The following is a 19,591-nucleotide window of genomic DNA, read 5'->3' as shown; positions in this document are numbered from 1 at the left end:
GCTACCTCAAGGGATTATTTAGAATACAATTCTACAATCAAGCTTTCGTTGATTTCAGCAGGTAAATCAGAACGATCCGGTGCAGCTTTAAACGTACCTTCCAATTTAGAATGGTCAACTTCCATCCAAGAAGGAATACCACGTTGAGTAGCTAACTCGATTGCGCCTTTAATACGCAATTGTTGTTTAGCACCTTCGTGAACTGCAACCACGTCACCCGCTTTAACTTGGATTGAAGCGATATTAACGCGACGACCATTTAAAGTGATTGAACGGTGAGATACAAGCTGACGAGCTTCTGCACGTGTAGAACCAAAACCCATGCGATAAACAACGTTATCCAGACGGCTTTCAAGCAATTTCAACAAGTTTTCACCTGTTGCGCCTTTAACACGAGCAGCTTCTTTATAGTAATTACTAAATTGACGTTCTAACACACCATACGTACGACGTACTTTTTGTTTTTCACGTAATTGTAGTGAGTACTCAGATTGTTTTGCGCGGCTTTGACCATGTTGGCCAGGAGCTTTCGCATGTTTTTTTGTCTTAACGTCAAACGGTTTAACGCCTGATTTAAGTTGCAGGTCTGTCCCTTCGCGGCGAGAGAGTTTGCATTTTGGACCAATATAACGAGCCATGAATGTTTCTCCTTACACGCGACGTTTTTTAGGTGGACGACAACCGTTGTGCGGGATTGGCGTCACATCGGTAATGCTGTTAATTTTATAACCCACTGCACCTAAAGCACGAACCGCAGATTCACGACCAGGACCAGGACCTTTTACAAGGACGTCCAAGTTTTTCAAACCGTAATCTAAAGCAGCTTTACCAGCAACTTCAGCAGCTACCTGAGCAGCGAACGGAGTTGATTTACGTGATCCACGGAAGCCTTGTCCACCTGAAGTGGCCCAAGCCAATGCATTACCTTGACGATCGGTAATAGTAACAATGGTGTTATTAAAAGAAGCGTGAATGTGTGCAACACCTTCAGAGACGGTACGAGTGACCTTCTTGCGTGTGCGAGTATCTTTAGCCATCTTTTAGCTTCCAGAAATCTTATTTCTTAATAGGTTTGCGCGGACCTTTACGGGTACGTGCGTTAGTTTTGGTGCGTTGTCCACGGACAGGCAAGCTGCGACGATGACGAAGACCACGGTAGCAGCCTAAATCCATTAAACGTTTAATGTTCATGGAAATTTCGCGACGTAAATCACCTTCGGTCGGAACCTTAGTAATTTCTGCACGAATCGCATCAAGCTGAGCATCATCCAATTCACGGATCTTAGTAGTAGTTGGAATACCTACAGCAGCTAAGATGTTCTTAGCAGTGTGGCGACCGATACCAAAGATATACGTGAGGGAGATAACAGCATGCTTGTTATCCGGAATGTTTACACCGGCAATACGAGCCATTCACTTTCTCCAAAAAGGCAGTAGAGATAATCAACCGCCCGACAAAAACCTTGAGGGGCGGATATTAACCCAATTCGCCTACTGAAATCAACAGGTCTTGATTAGATTAACCTTGACGCTGTTTATGACGAGGTTCTGCGCTACAAATCACGCGGATAACCCCATTACGACGGATAACTTTACAGCTACCACAAATTTTTTTAACAGAAGCTTGTACTTTCATGATGAAACCTCAAGTGCGCTTATCCCTTAGGATGAGCAGTCGTTTTTCTCATTAACGTTTGATTATCGTATTGATGCGAGGTGAGATGTGCTTGTAGCTGAGCCATAAAGTCCATCACGACTACCACAACGATCAGCAAAGAGGTACCACCCAAAGAGAATGGAATACCAAATGAGCTCTGTAATACCATCGGCATTAAACAAATCACTGTGATATAAATCGCGCCAATAAAGGTCAAACGATTGAGAATATGATCTAAGTAACGAGCAGTTTGCTCACCTGGACGAATACCAGGCACATAAGCTCCGCTGCGTTTCAAGTTCTCTGACACTTCTTTAGGGCTAAATACTAGCGCAGTATAGAAATAACAGAAAAAGATAATTAACGCACCAAAGAGCACCAAATACAACGGCTGTCCAGGAGACAACACGAGCGCCAAATCTTGCAAGCTACGTTTGATAATTCCTGCACTAGGATCAGCACTACCCACCCACTGACCTAAGCTCGCAGGGAACAAAAGCAATGAACTGGCAAAAATTGCCGGAATCACACCCGCCATATTAATTTTTAATGGCAAATGTGTCTGTTGTGCAGTAAATACACGACGGCCTTGTTGTTTTTGAGCATAGTTGACTGGTATGCGACGTTGTGCTTTTTCAATAAACACAATCGCAGCCAATACACCAATGGAAAGCAAGCCAAAGATTACCAAGCCAATAAGACTGGTTTGACCATTATCCACGGATGATAGAGATTGCATAATTAAATTCGGCAATCCCGCAACAATACCGGCGAAGATGATCATGGATATACCATTCCCAACTCCACGTTCAGTAATCTGTTCACCCAACCACATCAAGAACATGGTACCCGCGACCAGTGAAGTCACCGCAGGAATGTAAAATGCCAAGCCTCCAGTCAAAGTGATCCCTTGACTAATAAGTCCTGCACACATCCCGACAGACTGCACAAGTGCAAGCAACAATGTACCTTGTCGCGTATATTGATTTATCTTACGCTTACCTTGTTCGCCTTCTTTCTTTAAAGCTTCCAGCGAAGGAACAACCGTAGACATTAACTGCACAATAATTGAAGCAGAAATGTAAGGCATGATCCCTAAGGCAAGAATTGACATCCGCTCTAATGCACCACCTGAAAACATGTTAAACAAACCCAGGATTGTTCCCGAGTTTGCATTAAAAAGATTTTCAAGTGCAGCATTATTAATGCCTGGTACTGGAATATGTGCTCCTAGTCGAAAGACCATTAATGCACCAATAAGGAACATCATTCGGCGAATAATTTCACGATATTTCACATGAAATGGCTGCCCTTTCATCATGTTGACATGACCTGAAGAACTAGGAGACATAGACACTAGCGATTACTCCTCGACTTTGCCGCCAGCAGCTTCAACAGCAGCTTTAGCGCCTTTAGTCAATGCAACACCTTGAATAGTGAATGCACGAGTAATATCACCAGAAAGTACGATACGAGCACGAGTCATATCTCTACGTACAACATTCGCGGCTTTCAAAGTTTCAAGTGAAACAATATCACCCTCAACTTTAGCAAGCTCTGATAAACGTACTTCAGCAGTTTTTAAAGCGAGTTGGCTAGTAAAACCGAATTTAGGCAAACGACGATATAACGCAGTTTGACCACCTTCAAATCCTGGACGAGTACCACCGCTCTTACGTGAGTTCTGACCTTTGACACCACGGCCACCGGTCTTACCAACACCAGAACCGATACCACGGCCTAGACGAAGGTTGTCACGTTTAGCACCTTCTGCAGGTGCAATAGTATTTAAACGCAGAGTCATGGCTTATTCCTCTACACTAACCATATAGTAGACTTGGTTGATCATACCGCGGTTAGAAGGAGTATCAACAACTTCTACTGTATGACCAATACGACGCAGACCTAAACCTTGCAGGCTAAGCTTGTGATTTTTCAAGCGATGCGATGAAGATTTAGTCTGGGTAACTTTAATCGTTTTCATGATTGATTACCCTTGAATTTGTGCTACTGAAAGACCACGTTTCGCAGCGACTTTCTCAGGAGAAGTCATATCACGCAAACCTTTAAAAGTTGCGTTAACTACGTTAGCAGCATTTGTAGAACCATAGCATTTTGTCAATACGTTATGTACGCCAACAGCTTCTAGAACTGCACGCATAGCACCACCAGCAATTACACCAGTACCTTCAGAAGCAGGCTGCATGTAAACGCGGCTTGCACCGTGACGAGCATTAATAGGGTGTTGTACAGTACCGTTAACAAGATCAACAGTAATCATGTTACGACGTGCAGCTTCAAGTGCCTTAGAAATAGCAGCTGGAACTTCACGTGCTTTACCACGACCAAAACCTACGCGACCATTACCATCACCCACAACAGTTAATGCTGTGAAAGAGAAGATACGACCACCCTTAACAACTTTGGCTACACGATCAACGGCAACCAGCTTTTCAACAAGACCTTCGTTTTGTTCAACTTTAGCCATGATTAGAACTCCAAGCCGTTTTCACGAGCAGCATCAGCCAAGGCTTTGATACGACCATGATATTTAAAACCAGAACGGTCAAATGCAACTTTTGTTACACCAGCTGCTTTAGCACGTTCTGCGATTAAAGCACCTACTTTTTGAGCTGCTTCAACGTTACCAGTTGTGCCAGCACGTAAAGTAGCATCTAAAGTTGAAGCTTGCGCTAAAACTTTGCCACCATCTGCTGAAATAACTTGAGCATAGATGTGACGCGGAGTGCGGTTTACACACAAGCGAGTCGCACCCAATGCACGGATGTGCAAGCGTGTGCTTTTCGCACGACGCAAACGGGATTGTTTCTTTTCGTTCATAAGAACCTCGCGCCCTATTTCTTCTTAGCTTCTTTACGAAGAACAACTTCATCCGAATAACGAACACCTTTACCTTTATAAGGCTCTGGTTCACGATATGAACGGATATCTGCAGCTACTTGACCCAACATATGTTTGCTTGCTGATTTCAAAACGATTTCAGTAGCAGTTGGAGTTTCAGCAGTTACACCTTCAGGAAGTTTATAATCGATAGGATGTGAAAAACCTAGGTTAAGATGAACAACATCACCTTTAACCGCAGCTTTATAACCAACACCGATTAGTTGTAACTTACGTTCGAAACCTTCGTTAACACCTTTCACAAGGTTGTTAAGAACAGCGCGAGCAGTACCAGCTTGCATCCACGAATCTTTAGATTCTTTAACTGGAGCAATATGAAGCTGACCTTCTTCCTGTTTTAGCTCGACCAGCGCATGCAGGTTGAAAGACAATGTACCTTTATTGCCTTTCACTTCGACCTGCCGGCCGTTCTGAGTAACTGTAACACCGTTAGGCACAGTTACTGGGGCTTTAGCCACACGAGACATGAGGATTCACCTATTAAGAAACAAAAGCAATAACTTCACCACCGATACCAGCAGAACGTGCTGCGCGATCAGTCATGATGCCTTTGCTTGTAGAAACAATTGCAATACCTAAACCTTGCTTAACGCTTGGAAGTGCATCTTTACCGCGATACTGGCGTAGACCTGGACGGCTTACGCGTTTCACAGTTTCGATAACTGGTTTGCCTTCAAAATATTTTAACGTAATTGTTAAAGTTGGTTTGCCTTCAGCATCAGCAACTTCTACGTCAGAAATGTAACCCTCTTGTTGAAGAACGTTAGCAATAGCAACCTTCAACTTAGAGTTAGGCATAGAAACAGTTTGTTTCTTCGCCATTTGTGCGTTACGAACACGGGTTAGCATGTCGGCAACGGTATCTTGCATACTCATTATAGTCGCTCCTTACCAGCTTGCCTTAACCATGCCCGGTACATCACCTTGCATGACAGTTTCACGTAATTTGTTACGGCTTAGGCCGAACTTACGGAAGTAACCATGAGGACGACCAGTTAAACCACAACGGTTACGAAGACGTACTGGAGACGCATTACGTGGTAATGCCTGAAATTTCATCATCGCTTCGAAACGTTCTTCGTCTGATGCATTTACATTTGCAATAATAGCTTTTAATTCAGCACGTTTTGCAGCGTATTTAGCAACAGTCTTTTCGCGTTTCAATTCGCGATTAATCATACCTTTCTTAGCCATATCGACCTCTTATTTAAACGGGAAGCCGAATGCACGCAATAGCGCACGGCCTTCGTCATCGGTGCGAGCAGTCGTAGTAACGGTAATATCCATACCACGAATACGATCAATCTTATCAAAATCGATTTCAGGGAACATAATCTGTTCCTTCAAACCCATTGAGTAGTTCCCACGGCCGTCAAATGATTTCGCAGAAAAACCACGGAAGTCACGGATACGAGGGATCGCAATAGAGATCAAACGGTCTAAGAATTCGTACATACGTTCGCCGCGTAAAGTAACTTTACAACCGATCGGCCAACCATCACGGATTTTAAAACCAGCGATAGATTTGCGAGCTAAAGTAAGTACTGGTTTTTGACCAGCAATTGCTTGCATATCAGAAAGAGCGCCGTCTAACAATTTCTTGTCAGCTGATGCAGCACCAACACCCATGTTGATGGTGATTTTTGTAATGCGTGGAATTTCCATCACATTCTTAACGCCCAATGTTTCTAACAATTGAGCTTTAAGTTCTTCATTGTAACGTGTTTTAAGTCTGGCCATGGCCTATATCAACCTATTACTTCGCTACCGCCACTGATTCACCATTTGATTTGAATACGCGAATTTTCGCGCCTTCAGCATCAAATTGGTAACCAACACGGTCAGCCTTTTGGGTTGTAGCATTAAAAACTGCCACGTTTGAGATATGAAGCGTAGCTTCCTGAGTTACGATGCTGCCTTCAGCGCCAGTAGCTCGGTTCGGCTTTTGATGCTTCTTCACCAAGTTAAGGCCTTCAACCTTAACACGGTCATTTGAAACAGACAGAACAGTTCCCTGTTTGCCTTTTTCTTTACCTGCGATCACAATAATTTGATCGCCTTTTTTAATCTTAGCCATGAGTGCCTCTTATAGAACTTCAGGAGCCAATGAAATGATTTTCATGAACTGTTCAGTACGAAGTTCACGAGTCACTGGTCCGAAAATACGAGTTGCAATCGGCGCTTTGTTGTTGTTCAAAATCACAGCAGCATTGTCATCAAAACGGATGATAGAACCATCCGGACGACGTACACCGAATTTCGTACGTACAACCACAGCATTCATCACGTCGCCTTTTTTAACACGACCGCGAGGAATAGCTTCTTTTACAGTAACTTTAATAATATCGCCAACAGAAGCATAACGACGGTGTGAACCACCAAGTACTTTAATACATTGTACGCGGCGAGCACCACTGTTGTCTGCTACGTCGAGCATACTTTCGGTTTGAATCATTGCCCTACTCCAAAACCGAGCATCACCGGTTACAATTTCGAAAGGCTCAAAGAGTACTCGAAATTAACCGATGATGCAACAAGAACGTCTAATTACTCAGCAGCAGCTTCAATAACTTCCACTAAAGCCCAAGCTTTAGTTTTAGAAATTGGGCGGCTTTCTTTAATGGTTACCAAGTCGCCGGTTTTAGCAACATTGTTCTCATCATGAGCGTGTAATTTAGTTGAACGGCGGATTAATTTGCCATACAACGGGTGTTGAACGCGGCGTTCAATAAGCACAACAATAGACTTGTCCATTTTGTCGCTTACGACCTTGCCGGTTAACGTGCGAACTGTTTGTTCACTCATTGTCCGTTCCCCTGTTTTTCGGTAAGGAGTGTCTTAATACGAGCAATAGTCTTACGAGTAAGCGCAACTTCATGCGATTTACCCAATTGACCAGTTGCTTTAGCCATACGAAGACGGAATTGGTTAAGCTGTTGCTCATCAAGCAAAGCTGTCAACTCTTCTACCGATTTTTCACGTAGATCATTAGTTTTCATTACATCACCGTCTTAGTAACGATAGTGGTTTTAAACGGAAGCTTAGCAGCTGCAAGCGTAAACGCTTCACGTGCCAATTCTTCGCTAACACCATCCATTTCGTACAAGATCTTACCTGGTTTGATTTGGCAAACCCAGTATTCCACAGAACCTTTACCTTTACCCATACGAACTTCTAATGGTTTTTCAGTAATTGGTTTGTCTGGGAAAACACGGATAAAGATCTTACCACCACGTTTTACACGACGGCTAATTGTACGACGCGCAGCTTCAATTTGACGAGCAGTCATTTGACCACGCTCGAGAGATTTAAGTGCGATAGTACCGAAAGATACAGTGCTACCACGATGCGCTAGACCAGTGTTACGGCCTTTTTGTACCTTACGGAACTTAGTACGTTTAGGTTGCAACATGGATTATTCTCCTTTTTCAGCAGAACGATCATTGCGACGACCACGACGCTCTTGACCTTCACCACGACCGCGACCGCGTTTAGCTGGACGTTCTTCAGCAGGAGCAGGGTTCATGACTTGTTTCATGCCACCTAAGATCTCGCCACGGAATACCCAAACTTTAACACCAATCGTACCGTAAGTAGTTTCAGCACGTACAGATGAGTAATCGATGTCAGCACGAAGTGTATGCAAAGGTACACGACCTTCACGATACCATTCAGTACGGGCAATCTCTGCACCACCTAAACGACCAGAAACTTCAACTTTGATACCTTTAGCACCAGCACGCATAGAGTTCTGAACCGCACGCTTCATAGCACGACGGAACATTACACGTTTTTCCAATTGAGAAGCGATAGCTTCAGCAACTAGACGAGCGTCTAAGTCTGGGCGATCGATTTCGTTGATGCTTACTTGCGCAGGAACACCCATAATAGATGTTAATTCGCGTTGTAATTTCTCAATATCTTCGCCTTTTTTACCGATTACGATACCTGGACGAGCAGTGCTAATTGTAATTTTAGCAGCGCCTGTAGGACGTTCGATAAGAATTTTGCTGACCATCGCGTTTTTAAGTTTTTTAGTTAAAAACTCACGAACTTGAAGATCTTTAAGCAAATATTCAGCGTATTGTTTCGGACTCGCATACCAGTTAGCGTTATGACGTTTCACAACACCTAGGCGGATACCGATTGGATGAACCTTCTGACCCATATCAAACCCCTACCTTAACGGTGATGTGACAAGTACGCTTAGTGATACGATCTGCACGGCCTTTAGCACGTGGCATAATACGTTTAAGGCTTACACCTTCATCAACGTAAATCGTAGCAACTTTAAGGTCGTCTACATCTAAACTGTTATTATGTTCAGCGTTTGCAATTGCAGATTCCAACGCTTTTTTCACTAAAACTGCAGCTTTTTTATTGCTGAAGTTCAAGATGTTTAAAGCGTGAGCAATAGATTTGCCACGAATCAAATCTGCAACCAAACGTGCTTTTTGTGCCGAGATAGCGGCACCGCGTAATTTAGCAGTAACTTCCATCATAGCACCTTAACGTTTAGATTTCTTGTCAACACCGTGACCACGATAGGTACGAGTTGGCGCGAATTCACCGAGTTTATGACCAACCATATGTTCAGATACGATTACCGGAACATGGTTACGACCATTATGAACAGAAATTGTTAAACCAACAAAATCTGGGAGTATCATCGAACGACGCGACCAAGTTTTGATCGGCTTACGGTTATTAGCCGCGATAGCCGCTTCAACCTTAGCGAACAAGTGCGCATCGACGAATGGGCCTTTTTTCAGAGAACGAGGCATTGTCAGATTCCTTTACTTGTTACTTAACGCGACGGTCGCGAATGATCATCTTAGTCGTACGCTTGTTGGTACGTGTTTTGTACCCCTTAGCTTTTTGACCCCATGGGCTTACAGGTTGAATACCTTTATTACGCCCTTCACCACCACCATGTGGATGGTCAACTGGGTTCATAGCCATACCACGTACGGTAGGACGAACGCCACGCCAGCGTGAAGCACCCGCTTTACCGAGTGAACGAAGGTTGCTTTCCTGGTTAGAAACTTCACCAAGTACAGCACGGCATTCAACGTGAATTTTACGCATTTCGCCAGAACGTAGACGAACAATTGCGTAAGAACCGTCACGACCCAACAACTGAACAGAAGTACCAGCTGAACGAGCTAATTGCGCGCCTTTACCGATTTTAAGTTCGATGTTGTGAAGAGTAGAACCGATAGGCATGTTACGAAGTGGTAAGCAGTTACCTGGACGAATTGGAGCATCGTTACCAGATTGTACTTTATCACCAGCACGCAAACCTTTAGGAGCGATGATATAACGACGCTCACCATCAGCATACAAAACCAAAGCAATGTGTGCAGTACGGTTAGGATCGTATTCGATACGCTCTACAGTCGCAGGGATACCATCTTTGTTACGTTTAAAGTCAACTAAACGGTAGTGCTGCTTATGACCGCCACCAACGTGACGAGTCGTAATGTGACCGTTATTGTTACGACCACCAGTACGTTTTTTAGCTTCAACCAACGGTGCATAAGGTGCGCCTTTGTGAAGATGGTCGTGAACGACTTTCTCTACAAAGCGACGTCCTGGTGACGTTGGCTTACATTTTTGAATAGGCATAATTCTCGTCCTTATTCCGCTGCGCTTTCAGCGGTATCGCCCAAGTCAGCCATTTCAACATCTTGGCCAGCTTTCAGGGTGACGTATGCTTTTTTAACATCAGAACGACGTCCTAATGTTTTACCAAAGCGTTTAGTCTTACCTTTAGTGATCGTTGTGTTAACTTTAACAACTTGAACACCAAAGAGTTGTTCCACTGCTTTTTTGATTTCAAGTTTAGTTGCGTTAATAGCAACTTTAAAAACTTGAACACCAGCAGCTTCACCTAGAACTTGTGCTTTTTCTGAGAATACAGGTCCTTGTAGGACTTGATAGATACGTTCGTTGTTCATCCGAGTTCTACCTCAATTTTCTTAGCAGCAGCTACAGACATAACAACTTTGTCGAACGCGATCAAGCTAACAGGATCAATTGCAGCAGCATCAACCACATCTACATGCGGAAGGTTACGTGCAGCAAGATATAGATTCTCATCTACAGCATCCGTAACGATTAATGCGCGAACAGCATTTAAGTCGTTAAGTTTAGCAAGCAATTCTTTAGTTTTAGGAGCAGCAACAGCAAACTCTTCAACCAATACCAAGCGATCTTGACGAACAAGTTCAGCTAAGATGCATTGCATAGCACCGCGGTACATTTTACGGTTAACTTTTTGAGACCAATCTTGTGGACGGGCAGCAAAAGTTTTACCACCACCAACCCAGATTGGGCTACGAATAGAACCAGCACGCGCACGGCCAGTACCTTTTTGACGGAATGGTTTTTTACCACCGCCAGATACATCGCCACGTGATTTTTGAGCTTTAGAACCTTGACGACCACCAGCTAAGTAAGCTGTAACAACTTGGTGTACAAGAGCTTCGTTAAACTCACGTCCGAAAGCAACTTCAGACAATTCAACAGCAGAGCCGGAAACAGTATTTAAATTCACAATATTTCCCCTCAGGCCTTGATCGTTGGACGAACGATAACGTCGCCACCAGTTGAACCAGGGATTGCACCTTTAACAACAAGAATTGAACGTTCCATGTCGATAGATACAACTTCAAGACCCTGTACTGTTACGCGATCATCACCTAAGTGACCAGGCATTTTTTTGCCTTTGAACACGCGACCAGGAGTCTGGTTTTGACCTGTAGAACCTACAGCACGGTGAGACAATGAGTTACCATGGGTAGCGTCTTGAGTACGGAAGTTCCAACGCTTAACACCACCTTGGAAACCTTTACCTTTAGACTGACCAGTTACGTCAATTACTTGACCAACTGTAAACAAGTCAACACCGATAGTTCCACCAACTTCACGACCTTCAAGATCAGCTTCTGTAACGCGGAATTCTTTAACCAGACGACCAGCAGCAACACCCGCTTTAGCGAAGTGACCTTTCTGAGCGTTAGTTACGCGAGATTCGCGACGTTCACCAGTAGTGATTTGAATTGCTTGATAACCATCAGTTTCAAGCGTTTTGATTTGAGTGATGCGGTTAGGATCAACCTCAATCACCGTAACAGGTACAGAAACACCAGCATCTGTAAAGATACGTGTCATACCGCACTTGCGACCGACTAAACCAATAGCCATGTGCATAAACCTCTAAAAAAGCGGCTTAATTAACTTAGAGTGTTAATTAACCCGAAAGCCTTAACCCAATGCGATCTGAACATCAACACCAGCTGCAAGATCCAATTTCATCAACGCATCAACAGTTTTGTCTGTTGGTTGAACGATATCGATCAAACGCTTGTAAGTGCGGATTTCATACTGATCACGCGCGTCTTTATTAACGTGCGGTGAAGTTAGAACGTTAAAACGTTCGATGCGTGTAGGCATCGGAATAGGACCACAAACTTGTGCGCCAGTACGTTTTGCTGTTTCTACGATCTCTTGAGCAGATTGATCAATCAGACGATGATCAAAAGACTTCAAACGGATACGGATTCTCTGGTTAGACATACCAGTAAACTCCAAGCCAAAAATATAAAGAATCACCTCTGACGCATCTCACCCTATTGGTAAGTGTCAAAGGCAGTGAAAATCACTAAGGTCATGATCGATGCCACGACTGTCACGATATTAACTACTTTATTCGTAGTTAACCCCTTTTATTAAGGGGCCGCTCATTATAGCTATTGTTTAACGCTTAAGCAAATCTCTTTTCAACTTTTTAGCATCTTTCTCAGCTCATGAATTTGCAACATTGTTTAAAAATAAATCAACTTGCAGTTTTATGTAAAACATACTCTATTGCTTGTTTTAATATTTGATTTCCTTGAATAAAATTATTTTTTGGCGAATTTTTTAATTGTTGTTCAGATTGAACATGCTCTCCGGAAAAATTTACTAGCTCTTCATCATTTTCTAAAAATAGCTTCAATGTTTCTGGGGTGATTTCTGGATGAAACTGGAATCCCAAGACATTTTTTCCGATTTGGTACATCTGGTTTCGACAAACATCATTTTCCGCCAGATGAATTGCTCCTTTGGGAATTTCAAAGGTTTCGCTATGCCATTGCATCACATTAAATTGTGCCGGCAACTCAAAACACGCTTCAGGTACATGATTAACTTTACGTACTACCGTCCAGCCGAGTTCTTGTTTTTCATTGCGGCGGACTGCTCCACCCAGTGCATTCGCAATAAGCTGCCCCCCCAAACACAAACCGATTGCAGGTTTCCCCATCGATAAATAACGTCGTAACCAACGTTTTTCAACGGTTAACCAGGGATAATTCGCTTCATCGTTTACGCTCATCGTGCCCCCCATAATAATGAGTAAATCCACATCTTCCACATGCGGCAAAGCCTCTATATCCAAAGGACGGTCTACAGGTAATGCAAAGAACTCCGTTGCGGTAATTTTAGCATGATGCTGTTTTAAAAATGTATGGCAACTACCGAACCCTTCACCAGCAATATGCTGAAAATAATGTACTTTTAAATGCGACTTCATTCGCTCCCACCTATTGTTGTGCTCTAATATAGGTTTAGCAAAAATGAAGCCAACTTTATGTGCAGATTAACGTTTCTATACATTTGGGCATTTATATAGCCTAATCTGCGCGTTTCTCTTAAGCTAAAGCTAATTTTGATACGATTTAGGGCAGAACCTTGAAAAAAAATCTACAAACAGAACTAATTCATGCACCACGAAAAGCTCCACAATACATTCCTACGGTTCAACCTCCCCTGTTTCGTGCATCGACCATTATTTTTGAGAACACCGATGCCCTGTTTAATCGCCATTGGACAGATGACTATGACTATAGTTATGGTACCCACGGTACCCCAACCACTTTCACATTAGGTGACAACATCGCCCAGATTGAAGGTGGGAAATATTGCCTGTTGGCACCGAGTGGCTTGTCCGCCATCAACCTGGTGAATTCATGCTTTTTGGCGCATGGAGATGAAGTTTGGGTTGCAGATAATATCTATGGTCCAAACATGGAACATTTGCGCAATCTGGAAACGCGTTATGGCATAACCGTTAAGGTTTACAATGCAATAGATGTTGAGAGTTTCCAGCCCACAAATAAAGCCAAACTGATTTGGCTAGAGGCTGCAGGTTCTGTGACTTTAGAATTTCCAAACTTGGTAGAGTTGGTGAATAAAGCCAAACAAGCCAATGTCTTGACTGCACTGGATAATACCTGGGGGGCAGGCCTTGCCTTTGATGCCTTTGATTTTTCTGATCAGCATTTAAGTGTTGATCTGACCGTGCATGCGCTGACGAAATATCCAAGTGGTGGAGGTGATATCTTGATGGGTTCGGTGGTGACACGTGATAAAAACCTACATCACAAACTGTTTCGTATGCACGCCATTCAAGGTATTTCCATTTCAGGGGATGATGCCGCTCAGGTTCAGCGTAGTTTAGCATCCATGCAAATTCGTTATACCCATCAATCACACAGCACTTTAAAACTGCTAGGCTGGCTAAAACAACAAAAAGAATTTGTCCAGGTGCTACATCCTGCCGATGAATCATCTGCTGGACATGATTACTGGAAGCAAGTTTGCCCTACAGGTCAAAGTGCAGGTTTGGTGAGTGTTATTTTTAAACCTGAATATACGCTTGCAGATATCCGCAAATTCTGTGATGCATTAGAACTGTTTAAGCTTGGTTTTAGCTGGGGTGGTTCTGTCAGCCTGGTCATGCTATACAACTTAAAAGAGATGCGTGTACTTGAGCATGCACATTTACAGCCAGGATTATTGGTTCGTTTTTGTATCGGACTGGAACATCCAGCAGATTTGATTCAAGATATAGAAAATGCATTAAAACAATTGAATACCCCACAACTCGAATAACTGAAGATACAAGAACGTAAAACAGGAATAGATATGGGTACACCTATCGTTATTGCCAAGAAAACCTCAAATACAGACCAAGAGATTGTTTTACATTCACAGTTGCCAACCCTCATGGCCTAATTACAGGTGCAACCGGAACAGGTAAAACAGTGACCTTAAAAGTCCTTGCAGAAAACTTTTCCCGCATTGGTGTACTCGTATTTTTAGTTTAGCCGATACCAAAGGTGATGTTTCCAGTCTAGCCAAAGCAGACTCAAGCAATGCTAAATTTGAGGAACGCCTTAAAGTCTTAAATATTGATGCGATTCCTTTTGCGGGATCACCCGTGGTGTTTTGGGATTTGTTTGGCCAACAAGGTCATCCGATTCGTACTACGGTTTCAGAGATTGGTGCGTTATTATTAGCACAAATGTTCAATCTGAATGATACCTAGGAAGGGGTACTTTCGGCAGTTTTCCGGATTGCCGATGATCAGGGTTTACTGCGGATTAATTTTAAGAATTTAAAATTAATCCTCGCTTATGTTTCTGAACATGCTGCAGAATTTCTGGCGGAATACGACAACCTTTTCCCTACCAGTTTAGGCCCCATTCAACGTAATTTATTAGCGCTTGCAGACCAAGGTGGCGATCAGTTTTTTGGTGAGCCGAGTTTAAATATTCTAGATTTCATTCAAACTGACAGCCAAGGACGGGGCAATATCAATTTGCTTGCTGCAGACAAGCTGATGAATACACCTAAACTTTACACCACTTCTTGCTTTGGATGTTATGGGAACTCTTTGAACAATTGCCTGAAGTGGGCGATATGGATAAGCCCAAACTGGTGTTCTTCTTCAATGAAGCACACGTGTTATTTGATAATGCCAGCGCAGCGCTAGAGGAAAAAATTGAACAGGTGGTGCGTTTAATTCGCTCCAAAGGGGGGTCGGCATTTACTTTGTGACCCAGAATCCACTCGATCTGCATGAAAGCGTTTTAGGACAACTCGGCAATAAAGTCCAACATACCTTGCGTACCTTCACTCCAAAAGATCAAAAAGCGGTAAAAACAGCAGCCGATACCTTTCGGGCCAACCCTGAATTTAAAGTCGATCAAGCCATTACCGAACTGGGTGTCGGTGAAGCCTTAATTAACTGTCTGGATGAACAAGGTATTCCATAAATTGTACAACGGAGCTGGGTGATGCCGCCCTACTCTTCATTTAGTCCAATTAGCGCCGATGAGCGTAAGATATTAATGAATCAAAGTATTGTTGCTGGGGCTTATGAGCAACCTATTGACCGCGAAAGTGCCTATGAAATGTTGCGGCAAAAAGTCGCATAGCATCAGCAACAAGCCATTGCCGAGAAAACCGCAAAACAGCAAGAAGCCTTAGCAACATATTGCTCACGAACAGCAGAAAGAAGCAGAGTGCGCATCAAAACAACGCGAAAAAATGACTCAGAACATAGTTGGGACGTTTACCAAAAGTGCGGCACGCAGTTTAAGTAGCAGTCCCAGACAGAAAATTGTCCGTGGTTTGCTCGGTTCTCTCTTTGGCAGAAAATAGCACTTTTTAGTCTATCAAGATTTCCAACATGATGAGATATTCCATATTTTTTTATGGTTTTTTTAAAACAATGTATTTACAATATTTTTTATAAGATGTATTTTAAATATATCTTATAGCCACGACAAAAGATGTTCTAGCCATGACCCCACAACATATCGAACTTGTTAAATCAACTGTCCCTATACTTCGGGAAAATGGTGTCGCACTAACCAGCTATTTCTATAAACGCATGCTGAACAACAATCCAGAATTAAAAAATGTCTTTAACTTAGATCACCAAAGTACCGGTCGTCAGCCACGCGCCTTGGCTGCTGCAGTATTGGCTTATGCAGAACATATTGAAAACCCGAGTGTATTGGCTAAAGCAATTGAGCACATTACAACCAAACATGTGAGTCTGGATATCCAGCCTGATCATTATGCCATTGTGGGTGACAACCTGTTGCACTCTATCAGCGAAGTTTTAAATGTACCTTTTGAATCTGACCTGATTGCTGCCTGGAAAGAAGCCTATATGCAATTGGCAGGCATCTTGGCTGGGGTAGAAAAACAGAAATATGAAAGTTTGGCTGCACAAAATGGGGGGTGGGCTGGATGGCGTAGCTTTGAAATAACTGCAGTTGAAGCAACCGATGCCGGTAAACGCTTTACTTTAAAAGCACAAGATGGCAAACCGGTCGTTGCTGCTGAAACAGGCAGCTATATTTCCGTTAAGGTTCAAGTGCCTGGACATGACCTTCAACAGCCGCAACAATTTACTTTTGCTGAAGGCCAATCCGCAGATCAGTTTACTTTTGATGTAAAACCTGAAGAAAACCATACAGAATATTCTGTTGCCAACATCTTGCTAGAAAACTATAAAGCAGGCGATCTGGTTCAGGTTTCTGCACCAGTTAAAGGCTAAATACTTAATAAGTCATTAATTGTTTGTTATTGAAAGTTCCCTTCGAGGGACTTTCACGCTACGCTATTCATCTTCCCCACATTTTAAAGACCCTATGCAACTCAATAAATTTACTGATTATGCCTTGCGTCTATTGATGTACATCTCTAGACCCAGAGACATCCCGTATACCATTGCAGAAATCGCACAAGATTTGCATGTCTCTCAAAATCATCTGGTAAAAATTGTCCATTTCATAGGAAAACAGGATTGGATCATTACCACACGCGGAAAAGGCGGTGGGATTCGCTTAAATGCAAAAACTTTAAATTTAAATCTGGGTCAAATTGTGCGTATCCTGCAAGGAAATAACCAGATTGTGGAATGCAATACTCCGCCCTGCGTACTGCGCAGCCACTGTGGCCTTAAAGGTATTTTAGATCAAGCACTTGAGCATTTTTATCAATCTCTGGATCACTATTGTTTAGGTGATGTACTGGATACCAACAGTTCCGCAAAAGTTGCAACATCCTCCCCCATTACGCTGATTAATCTTTAAATCACCCACCGAAGTTTTCCAGCTTTCAAAATGCAAAGGTCGCTTGCCTAGAAGACTTCCTCTATAATGTTTCTTTGTAGATCATTTATTGAAGTTGAGTTATGCACCACAGCAGAGGAAAATCCAAAAACAGTAAGACAGCCAATGCGCCTAAGCAAAAGATCAGCTATGAGAAAAAAGTTGATTCTGCCATTACTGAATATTCCGTGCGTTCACTCAACTGGTTACGCCAAGCCGAATTCTTGATGAGTGCGCCAAAGCTCAGCCTGTGTGTAGAAGACACAGGTTATGAAATTGCTTTTGCCGGCCGTTCAAATGCCGGTAAATCCAGTGCCATCAATGCCCTAACCAATCAGAAACAATTGGCACGTGCATCGAAAAAGCCGGGTCGTACCCAGATGATCAACTTTTTCAGCTTGGGTAATCCAGATCAGCGTCTGGTCGATTTACCGGGTTATGGTTATGCAGCCGTACCTGAAGCCATGAAAATTGTTTGGCAAAAAGAACTGGAAAATTATCTGATTCATCGCCAAAGCTTACAAGGCTTGGTGCTCCTCATGGATATTCGCCATCCGCTGCAACACTTTGATGTGATGATGCTGGAATGGGCATATTCACGTCATTTATTTGTCCATGTCCTGTTAACTAAATCAGATAAACTCAACCGCGGTCCCGCCTCTAAAGTACTTCAGGAAGTTAAAGCGGCATTGAAAAAAATGAAACTGGACTTCTCCATTCAATTGTTCTCATCAATGAACAAACAAGGTTTGGAAGAACTTGCCAGTGTCATGGGTGGGCGTCTGAATTTCACCTTGGACCAATCAACCAAATTTGATTTAGACAACATTCCGGAAGTGAATGCCAGCGATATTGAGGAACCTTTAGAATCGATGGATGCAGATGATGAGGCAGAAATTGAAATTGCTGAAGATGCCACCGATGAAAGCCGACAAGCTGACTAATACCCATGGTCTGACAAAAGTCATCATCTATTGATATCTGAATGTCCTCTATTGCTAACCACAATTGAGGGCATTTTTTTATACTGATTCTTAAGTCAATGTGGCCTTAATCCTAGACAAAATAACCTGATCACAGACAAAACAAGGACAGGATGATGAAGCTTTTATCGTTATTGAAAAAGTCTAAAATTGGCTCTTCAATTCAGTACCAAATCAAGCCGCGTAAAGTCAAATTTGAATGGCAGCAAACCCCTATCGACTGGATTCCGAATCAGCCCTTTGTCAGTTATTTCGTTAACGAAATTAATATGATTTTACCTGCCGGTGAATTCTGGTTTTGTCGCCTGTATAACAAAGTTTTGCCACAAATTAGCGATGAAAAGCTCAAACAGGATGTAAAGGCCTTTATCCGTCAGGAAGCCATGCATGCACAGGCACATGCTTCAGCCAATAAAGAATATCTCTCGGTGCGCAATATCGATGTAGCCCGCAATCTTAAACTGATGGATTTTCTCTTCGGCAAGTTGCTCGCAGACCAACCACTCGGTTTAAATGTACCAAAATCGCTCGAACATCAGTGGGACTTATTTCGTCTCGGCATTATTGCCACAGTTGAGCATATGACCTGCGTGCTTGGAAAATATGTGTTGTATAACCAATATTGGGAACAGCTTGGCGCCGATCCCAGCATGCTCGACCTGGTCAAATGGCACGGCGCAGAAGAAATAGAACACCGTACCGTCGCGTTTGATTTATATCGTCATCTTGGTGGCGGATATATTGCACGTTATTATTTAAGTGTAGTGGTCATCGCAGGTGTGTTGGGCTTATGGGTGGATGGTACAGCGCATATCATACAGCAGGATGAACGTTTTAAATCAGTTCGACCAAGTGTGTTTAAACCATGGATTTGGCGTGAATGGTATCGCCTTTCACAACAAGATAACCGCTTGATGCCCAACCCACTCTGGCTGGTTTCCCAACAACTGGGTTATTTAATGCCTTGGTACGATCCAGTACATGAAGCTAAAACCGAAGATGCGATTGCCTATCTAGATCACTCGCCTGCCGCAAAACGGGCCATACTCAAAGTTGCTTAAGACAATCACACA

31 protein-coding genes and 2 pseudogenes are annotated in these 19,591 nt (G+C 43.0%); 6 read left to right on the top strand and 27 right to left on the bottom strand.

The window, feature by feature from the left end:
• Nucleotides 1-14: 14 nt before the first annotated feature.
• From rpsD to ACKI4H_RS07405, 27 genes and pseudogenes are all read right to left on the bottom strand, one after another.
• On the bottom strand, nt 15-638 hold the full coding sequence (rpsD, locus tag ACKI4H_RS07535) for a 30S ribosomal protein S4 (RefSeq protein ID WP_067726624.1): 624 nt from the start codon (nt 636-638) through the stop codon (nt 15-17).
• 12 nt (nt 639-650) lie between these two features.
• Entirely contained in the window at nt 651-1,037 is a 387-nt protein-coding gene (rpsK, locus tag ACKI4H_RS07530; RefSeq protein ID WP_001040166.1) for a 30S ribosomal protein S11, read from the bottom strand.
• 19 nt (nt 1,038-1,056) lie between these two features.
• Nucleotides 1,057-1,413 carry a 30S ribosomal protein S13 gene (gene rpsM / locus ACKI4H_RS07525; protein WP_053579520.1) on the bottom strand — a complete coding sequence of 119 codons (357 nt, stop codon included), beginning with the start codon at nt 1,411-1,413 and terminating at the stop codon, nt 1,057-1,059.
• 106 nt (nt 1,414-1,519) lie between these two features.
• Complete coding sequence (rpmJ, locus tag ACKI4H_RS07520) at nt 1,520-1,636, bottom strand: 50S ribosomal protein L36 (RefSeq protein ID WP_000867907.1); 117 nt, start codon at nt 1,634-1,636, stop codon at nt 1,520-1,522.
• A gap of 19 nt (nt 1,637-1,655) precedes the next feature.
• Nucleotides 1,656-2,975, bottom strand: a complete 1,320-nt coding sequence (gene secY / locus ACKI4H_RS07515; RefSeq protein WP_171542884.1) for a preprotein translocase subunit SecY — start codon at nt 2,973-2,975, stop codon at nt 1,656-1,658.
• 45 nt (nt 2,976-3,020) lie between these two features.
• Nucleotides 3,021-3,461 carry a 50S ribosomal protein L15 gene (gene rplO / locus ACKI4H_RS07510; protein ID WP_067726631.1) on the bottom strand — a complete coding sequence of 147 codons (441 nt, stop codon included), beginning with the start codon at nt 3,459-3,461 and terminating at the stop codon, nt 3,021-3,023.
• 3 nt (nt 3,462-3,464) lie between these two features.
• Entirely contained in the window at nt 3,465-3,641 is a 177-nt protein-coding gene (gene rpmD, locus ACKI4H_RS07505; RefSeq protein ID WP_067726633.1) for a 50S ribosomal protein L30, read from the bottom strand.
• 6 nt (nt 3,642-3,647) lie between these two features.
• Entirely contained in the window at nt 3,648-4,145 is a 498-nt protein-coding gene (gene rpsE / locus ACKI4H_RS07500) for a 30S ribosomal protein S5 (protein ID WP_067726635.1), read from the bottom strand.
• Nucleotides 4,146-4,147: 2 nt separating this feature from the next.
• On the bottom strand, nt 4,148-4,498 hold the full coding sequence (rplR, locus tag ACKI4H_RS07495) for a 50S ribosomal protein L18 (protein WP_004281497.1): 351 nt from the start codon (nt 4,496-4,498) through the stop codon (nt 4,148-4,150).
• Nucleotides 4,499-4,512: 14 nt separating this feature from the next.
• The gene (gene rplF, locus ACKI4H_RS07490) at nt 4,513-5,046 is read right to left on the bottom strand and encodes a 50S ribosomal protein L6 (RefSeq protein ID WP_067868556.1); all 534 of its coding nucleotides are present in this window, start codon (nt 5,044-5,046) and stop codon (nt 4,513-4,515) included.
• 13 nt (nt 5,047-5,059) lie between these two features.
• Nucleotides 5,060-5,455, bottom strand: a complete 396-nt coding sequence (gene rpsH, locus ACKI4H_RS07485; protein ID WP_407304838.1) for a 30S ribosomal protein S8 — start codon at nt 5,453-5,455, stop codon at nt 5,060-5,062.
• A 12-nt stretch (nt 5,456-5,467) separates the two neighbouring features.
• Nucleotides 5,468-5,773, bottom strand: a complete 306-nt coding sequence (gene rpsN / locus ACKI4H_RS07480) for a 30S ribosomal protein S14 (protein ID WP_407304837.1) — start codon at nt 5,771-5,773, stop codon at nt 5,468-5,470.
• Between the two features lie 9 nt (nt 5,774-5,782).
• On the bottom strand, nt 5,783-6,319 hold the full coding sequence (gene rplE / locus ACKI4H_RS07475) for a 50S ribosomal protein L5 (RefSeq protein WP_067726643.1): 537 nt from the start codon (nt 6,317-6,319) through the stop codon (nt 5,783-5,785).
• A gap of 16 nt (nt 6,320-6,335) precedes the next feature.
• A complete protein-coding gene (gene rplX / locus ACKI4H_RS07470; protein ID WP_131383307.1) occupies nt 6,336-6,656 on the bottom strand; it encodes a 50S ribosomal protein L24 in 321 nt (106 codons plus the stop codon).
• Between the two features lie 9 nt (nt 6,657-6,665).
• On the bottom strand, nt 6,666-7,034 hold the full coding sequence (rplN, locus tag ACKI4H_RS07465; RefSeq protein WP_004650480.1) for a 50S ribosomal protein L14: 369 nt from the start codon (nt 7,032-7,034) through the stop codon (nt 6,666-6,668).
• Between the two features lie 92 nt (nt 7,035-7,126).
• Complete coding sequence (gene rpsQ, locus ACKI4H_RS07460; protein ID WP_131269173.1) at nt 7,127-7,384, bottom strand: 30S ribosomal protein S17; 258 nt, start codon at nt 7,382-7,384, stop codon at nt 7,127-7,129.
• Complete coding sequence (gene rpmC / locus ACKI4H_RS07455) at nt 7,381-7,578, bottom strand: 50S ribosomal protein L29 (protein WP_005012982.1); 198 nt, start codon at nt 7,576-7,578, stop codon at nt 7,381-7,383. The genes rpsQ and rpmC overlap by 4 nt, the downstream gene beginning before the upstream one ends.
• Nucleotides 7,578-7,991, bottom strand: a complete 414-nt coding sequence (gene rplP / locus ACKI4H_RS07450; protein ID WP_067726649.1) for a 50S ribosomal protein L16 — start codon at nt 7,989-7,991, stop codon at nt 7,578-7,580. Before rplP ends, rpmC begins: the two co-directional genes overlap by 1 nt.
• Nucleotides 7,931-8,747: pseudogene (gene rpsC / locus ACKI4H_RS07445) on the bottom strand (30S ribosomal protein S3). The gene rplP and the pseudogene rpsC overlap by 61 nt, the downstream one beginning before the upstream one ends.
• A 1-nt stretch (nt 8,748) precedes the next feature.
• Nucleotides 8,749-9,078 carry a 50S ribosomal protein L22 gene (rplV, locus tag ACKI4H_RS07440; protein WP_131383309.1) on the bottom strand — a complete coding sequence of 110 codons (330 nt, stop codon included), beginning with the start codon at nt 9,076-9,078 and terminating at the stop codon, nt 8,749-8,751.
• Between the two features lie 9 nt (nt 9,079-9,087).
• Nucleotides 9,088-9,363, bottom strand: coding sequence for a 30S ribosomal protein S19 (rpsS, locus tag ACKI4H_RS07435; protein ID WP_004281508.1), 276 nt, complete (start codon nt 9,361-9,363; stop codon nt 9,088-9,090).
• Nucleotides 9,364-9,382: 19 nt separating this feature from the next.
• Complete coding sequence (gene rplB, locus ACKI4H_RS07430) at nt 9,383-10,207, bottom strand: 50S ribosomal protein L2 (protein ID WP_131291429.1); 825 nt, start codon at nt 10,205-10,207, stop codon at nt 9,383-9,385.
• A gap of 11 nt (nt 10,208-10,218) precedes the next feature.
• Nucleotides 10,219-10,539, bottom strand: coding sequence for a 50S ribosomal protein L23 (gene rplW, locus ACKI4H_RS07425; RefSeq protein ID WP_131383310.1), 321 nt, complete (start codon nt 10,537-10,539; stop codon nt 10,219-10,221).
• Nucleotides 10,536-11,138, bottom strand: coding sequence for a 50S ribosomal protein L4 (gene rplD, locus ACKI4H_RS07420; RefSeq protein WP_131291433.1), 603 nt, complete (start codon nt 11,136-11,138; stop codon nt 10,536-10,538). Before rplD ends, rplW begins: the two co-directional genes overlap by 4 nt.
• Before the next feature lie 11 nt (nt 11,139-11,149).
• The gene (gene rplC / locus ACKI4H_RS07415) at nt 11,150-11,788 is read right to left on the bottom strand and encodes a 50S ribosomal protein L3 (RefSeq protein WP_131383311.1); all 639 of its coding nucleotides are present in this window, start codon (nt 11,786-11,788) and stop codon (nt 11,150-11,152) included.
• A 60-nt stretch (nt 11,789-11,848) separates the two neighbouring features.
• Nucleotides 11,849-12,160 (bottom strand): 30S ribosomal protein S10, encoded by a 312-nt coding sequence (gene rpsJ / locus ACKI4H_RS07410; RefSeq protein WP_000070912.1) that lies wholly within the window; start codon nt 12,158-12,160, stop codon nt 11,849-11,851.
• A 259-nt stretch (nt 12,161-12,419) separates the two neighbouring features.
• Nucleotides 12,420-13,157, bottom strand: coding sequence for a type 1 glutamine amidotransferase (locus tag ACKI4H_RS07405; RefSeq protein ID WP_407304834.1), 738 nt, complete (start codon nt 13,155-13,157; stop codon nt 12,420-12,422).
• Between the two features lie 158 nt (nt 13,158-13,315).
• On the opposite strand from ACKI4H_RS07405, the gene ACKI4H_RS07400 reads away from it, so the two are divergent.
• From ACKI4H_RS07400 to ACKI4H_RS07375, 6 genes and pseudogenes are all read left to right on the top strand, one after another.
• The gene (locus ACKI4H_RS07400; RefSeq protein WP_407304833.1) at nt 13,316-14,518 is read left to right on the top strand and encodes a PLP-dependent transferase; all 1,203 of its coding nucleotides are present in this window, start codon (nt 13,316-13,318) and stop codon (nt 14,516-14,518) included.
• A 33-nt stretch (nt 14,519-14,551) separates the two neighbouring features.
• Nucleotides 14,552-16,072, top strand: a pseudogene (locus ACKI4H_RS07395) (helicase HerA-like domain-containing protein).
• 142 nt (nt 16,073-16,214) lie between these two features.
• Nucleotides 16,215-16,979, top strand: coding sequence for a globin domain-containing protein (locus tag ACKI4H_RS07390; protein WP_407304832.1), 765 nt, complete (start codon nt 16,215-16,217; stop codon nt 16,977-16,979).
• A gap of 94 nt (nt 16,980-17,073) precedes the next feature.
• Nucleotides 17,074-17,517 carry an RrF2 family transcriptional regulator gene (locus ACKI4H_RS07385; protein WP_407304829.1) on the top strand — a complete coding sequence of 148 codons (444 nt, stop codon included), beginning with the start codon at nt 17,074-17,076 and terminating at the stop codon, nt 17,515-17,517.
• A gap of 101 nt (nt 17,518-17,618) precedes the next feature.
• A complete protein-coding gene (gene yihA / locus ACKI4H_RS07380) occupies nt 17,619-18,479 on the top strand; it encodes a ribosome biogenesis GTP-binding protein YihA/YsxC (protein WP_407304827.1) in 861 nt (286 codons plus the stop codon).
• A gap of 155 nt (nt 18,480-18,634) precedes the next feature.
• Nucleotides 18,635-19,579, top strand: coding sequence for a metal-dependent hydrolase (locus tag ACKI4H_RS07375; RefSeq protein WP_407304825.1), 945 nt, complete (start codon nt 18,635-18,637; stop codon nt 19,577-19,579).
• Nucleotides 19,580-19,591: the final 12 nt, after the last annotated feature.

The sequence above is a fragment of the Acinetobacter sp. genome, from assembly GCF_045628685.1.
Lineage (GTDB): Bacteria > Pseudomonadota > Gammaproteobacteria > Pseudomonadales > Moraxellaceae > Acinetobacter.
The sequence above is the reverse complement of the archived record's forward strand: the minus strand, read 5'-3'. Positions and strand labels throughout refer to the sequence as shown.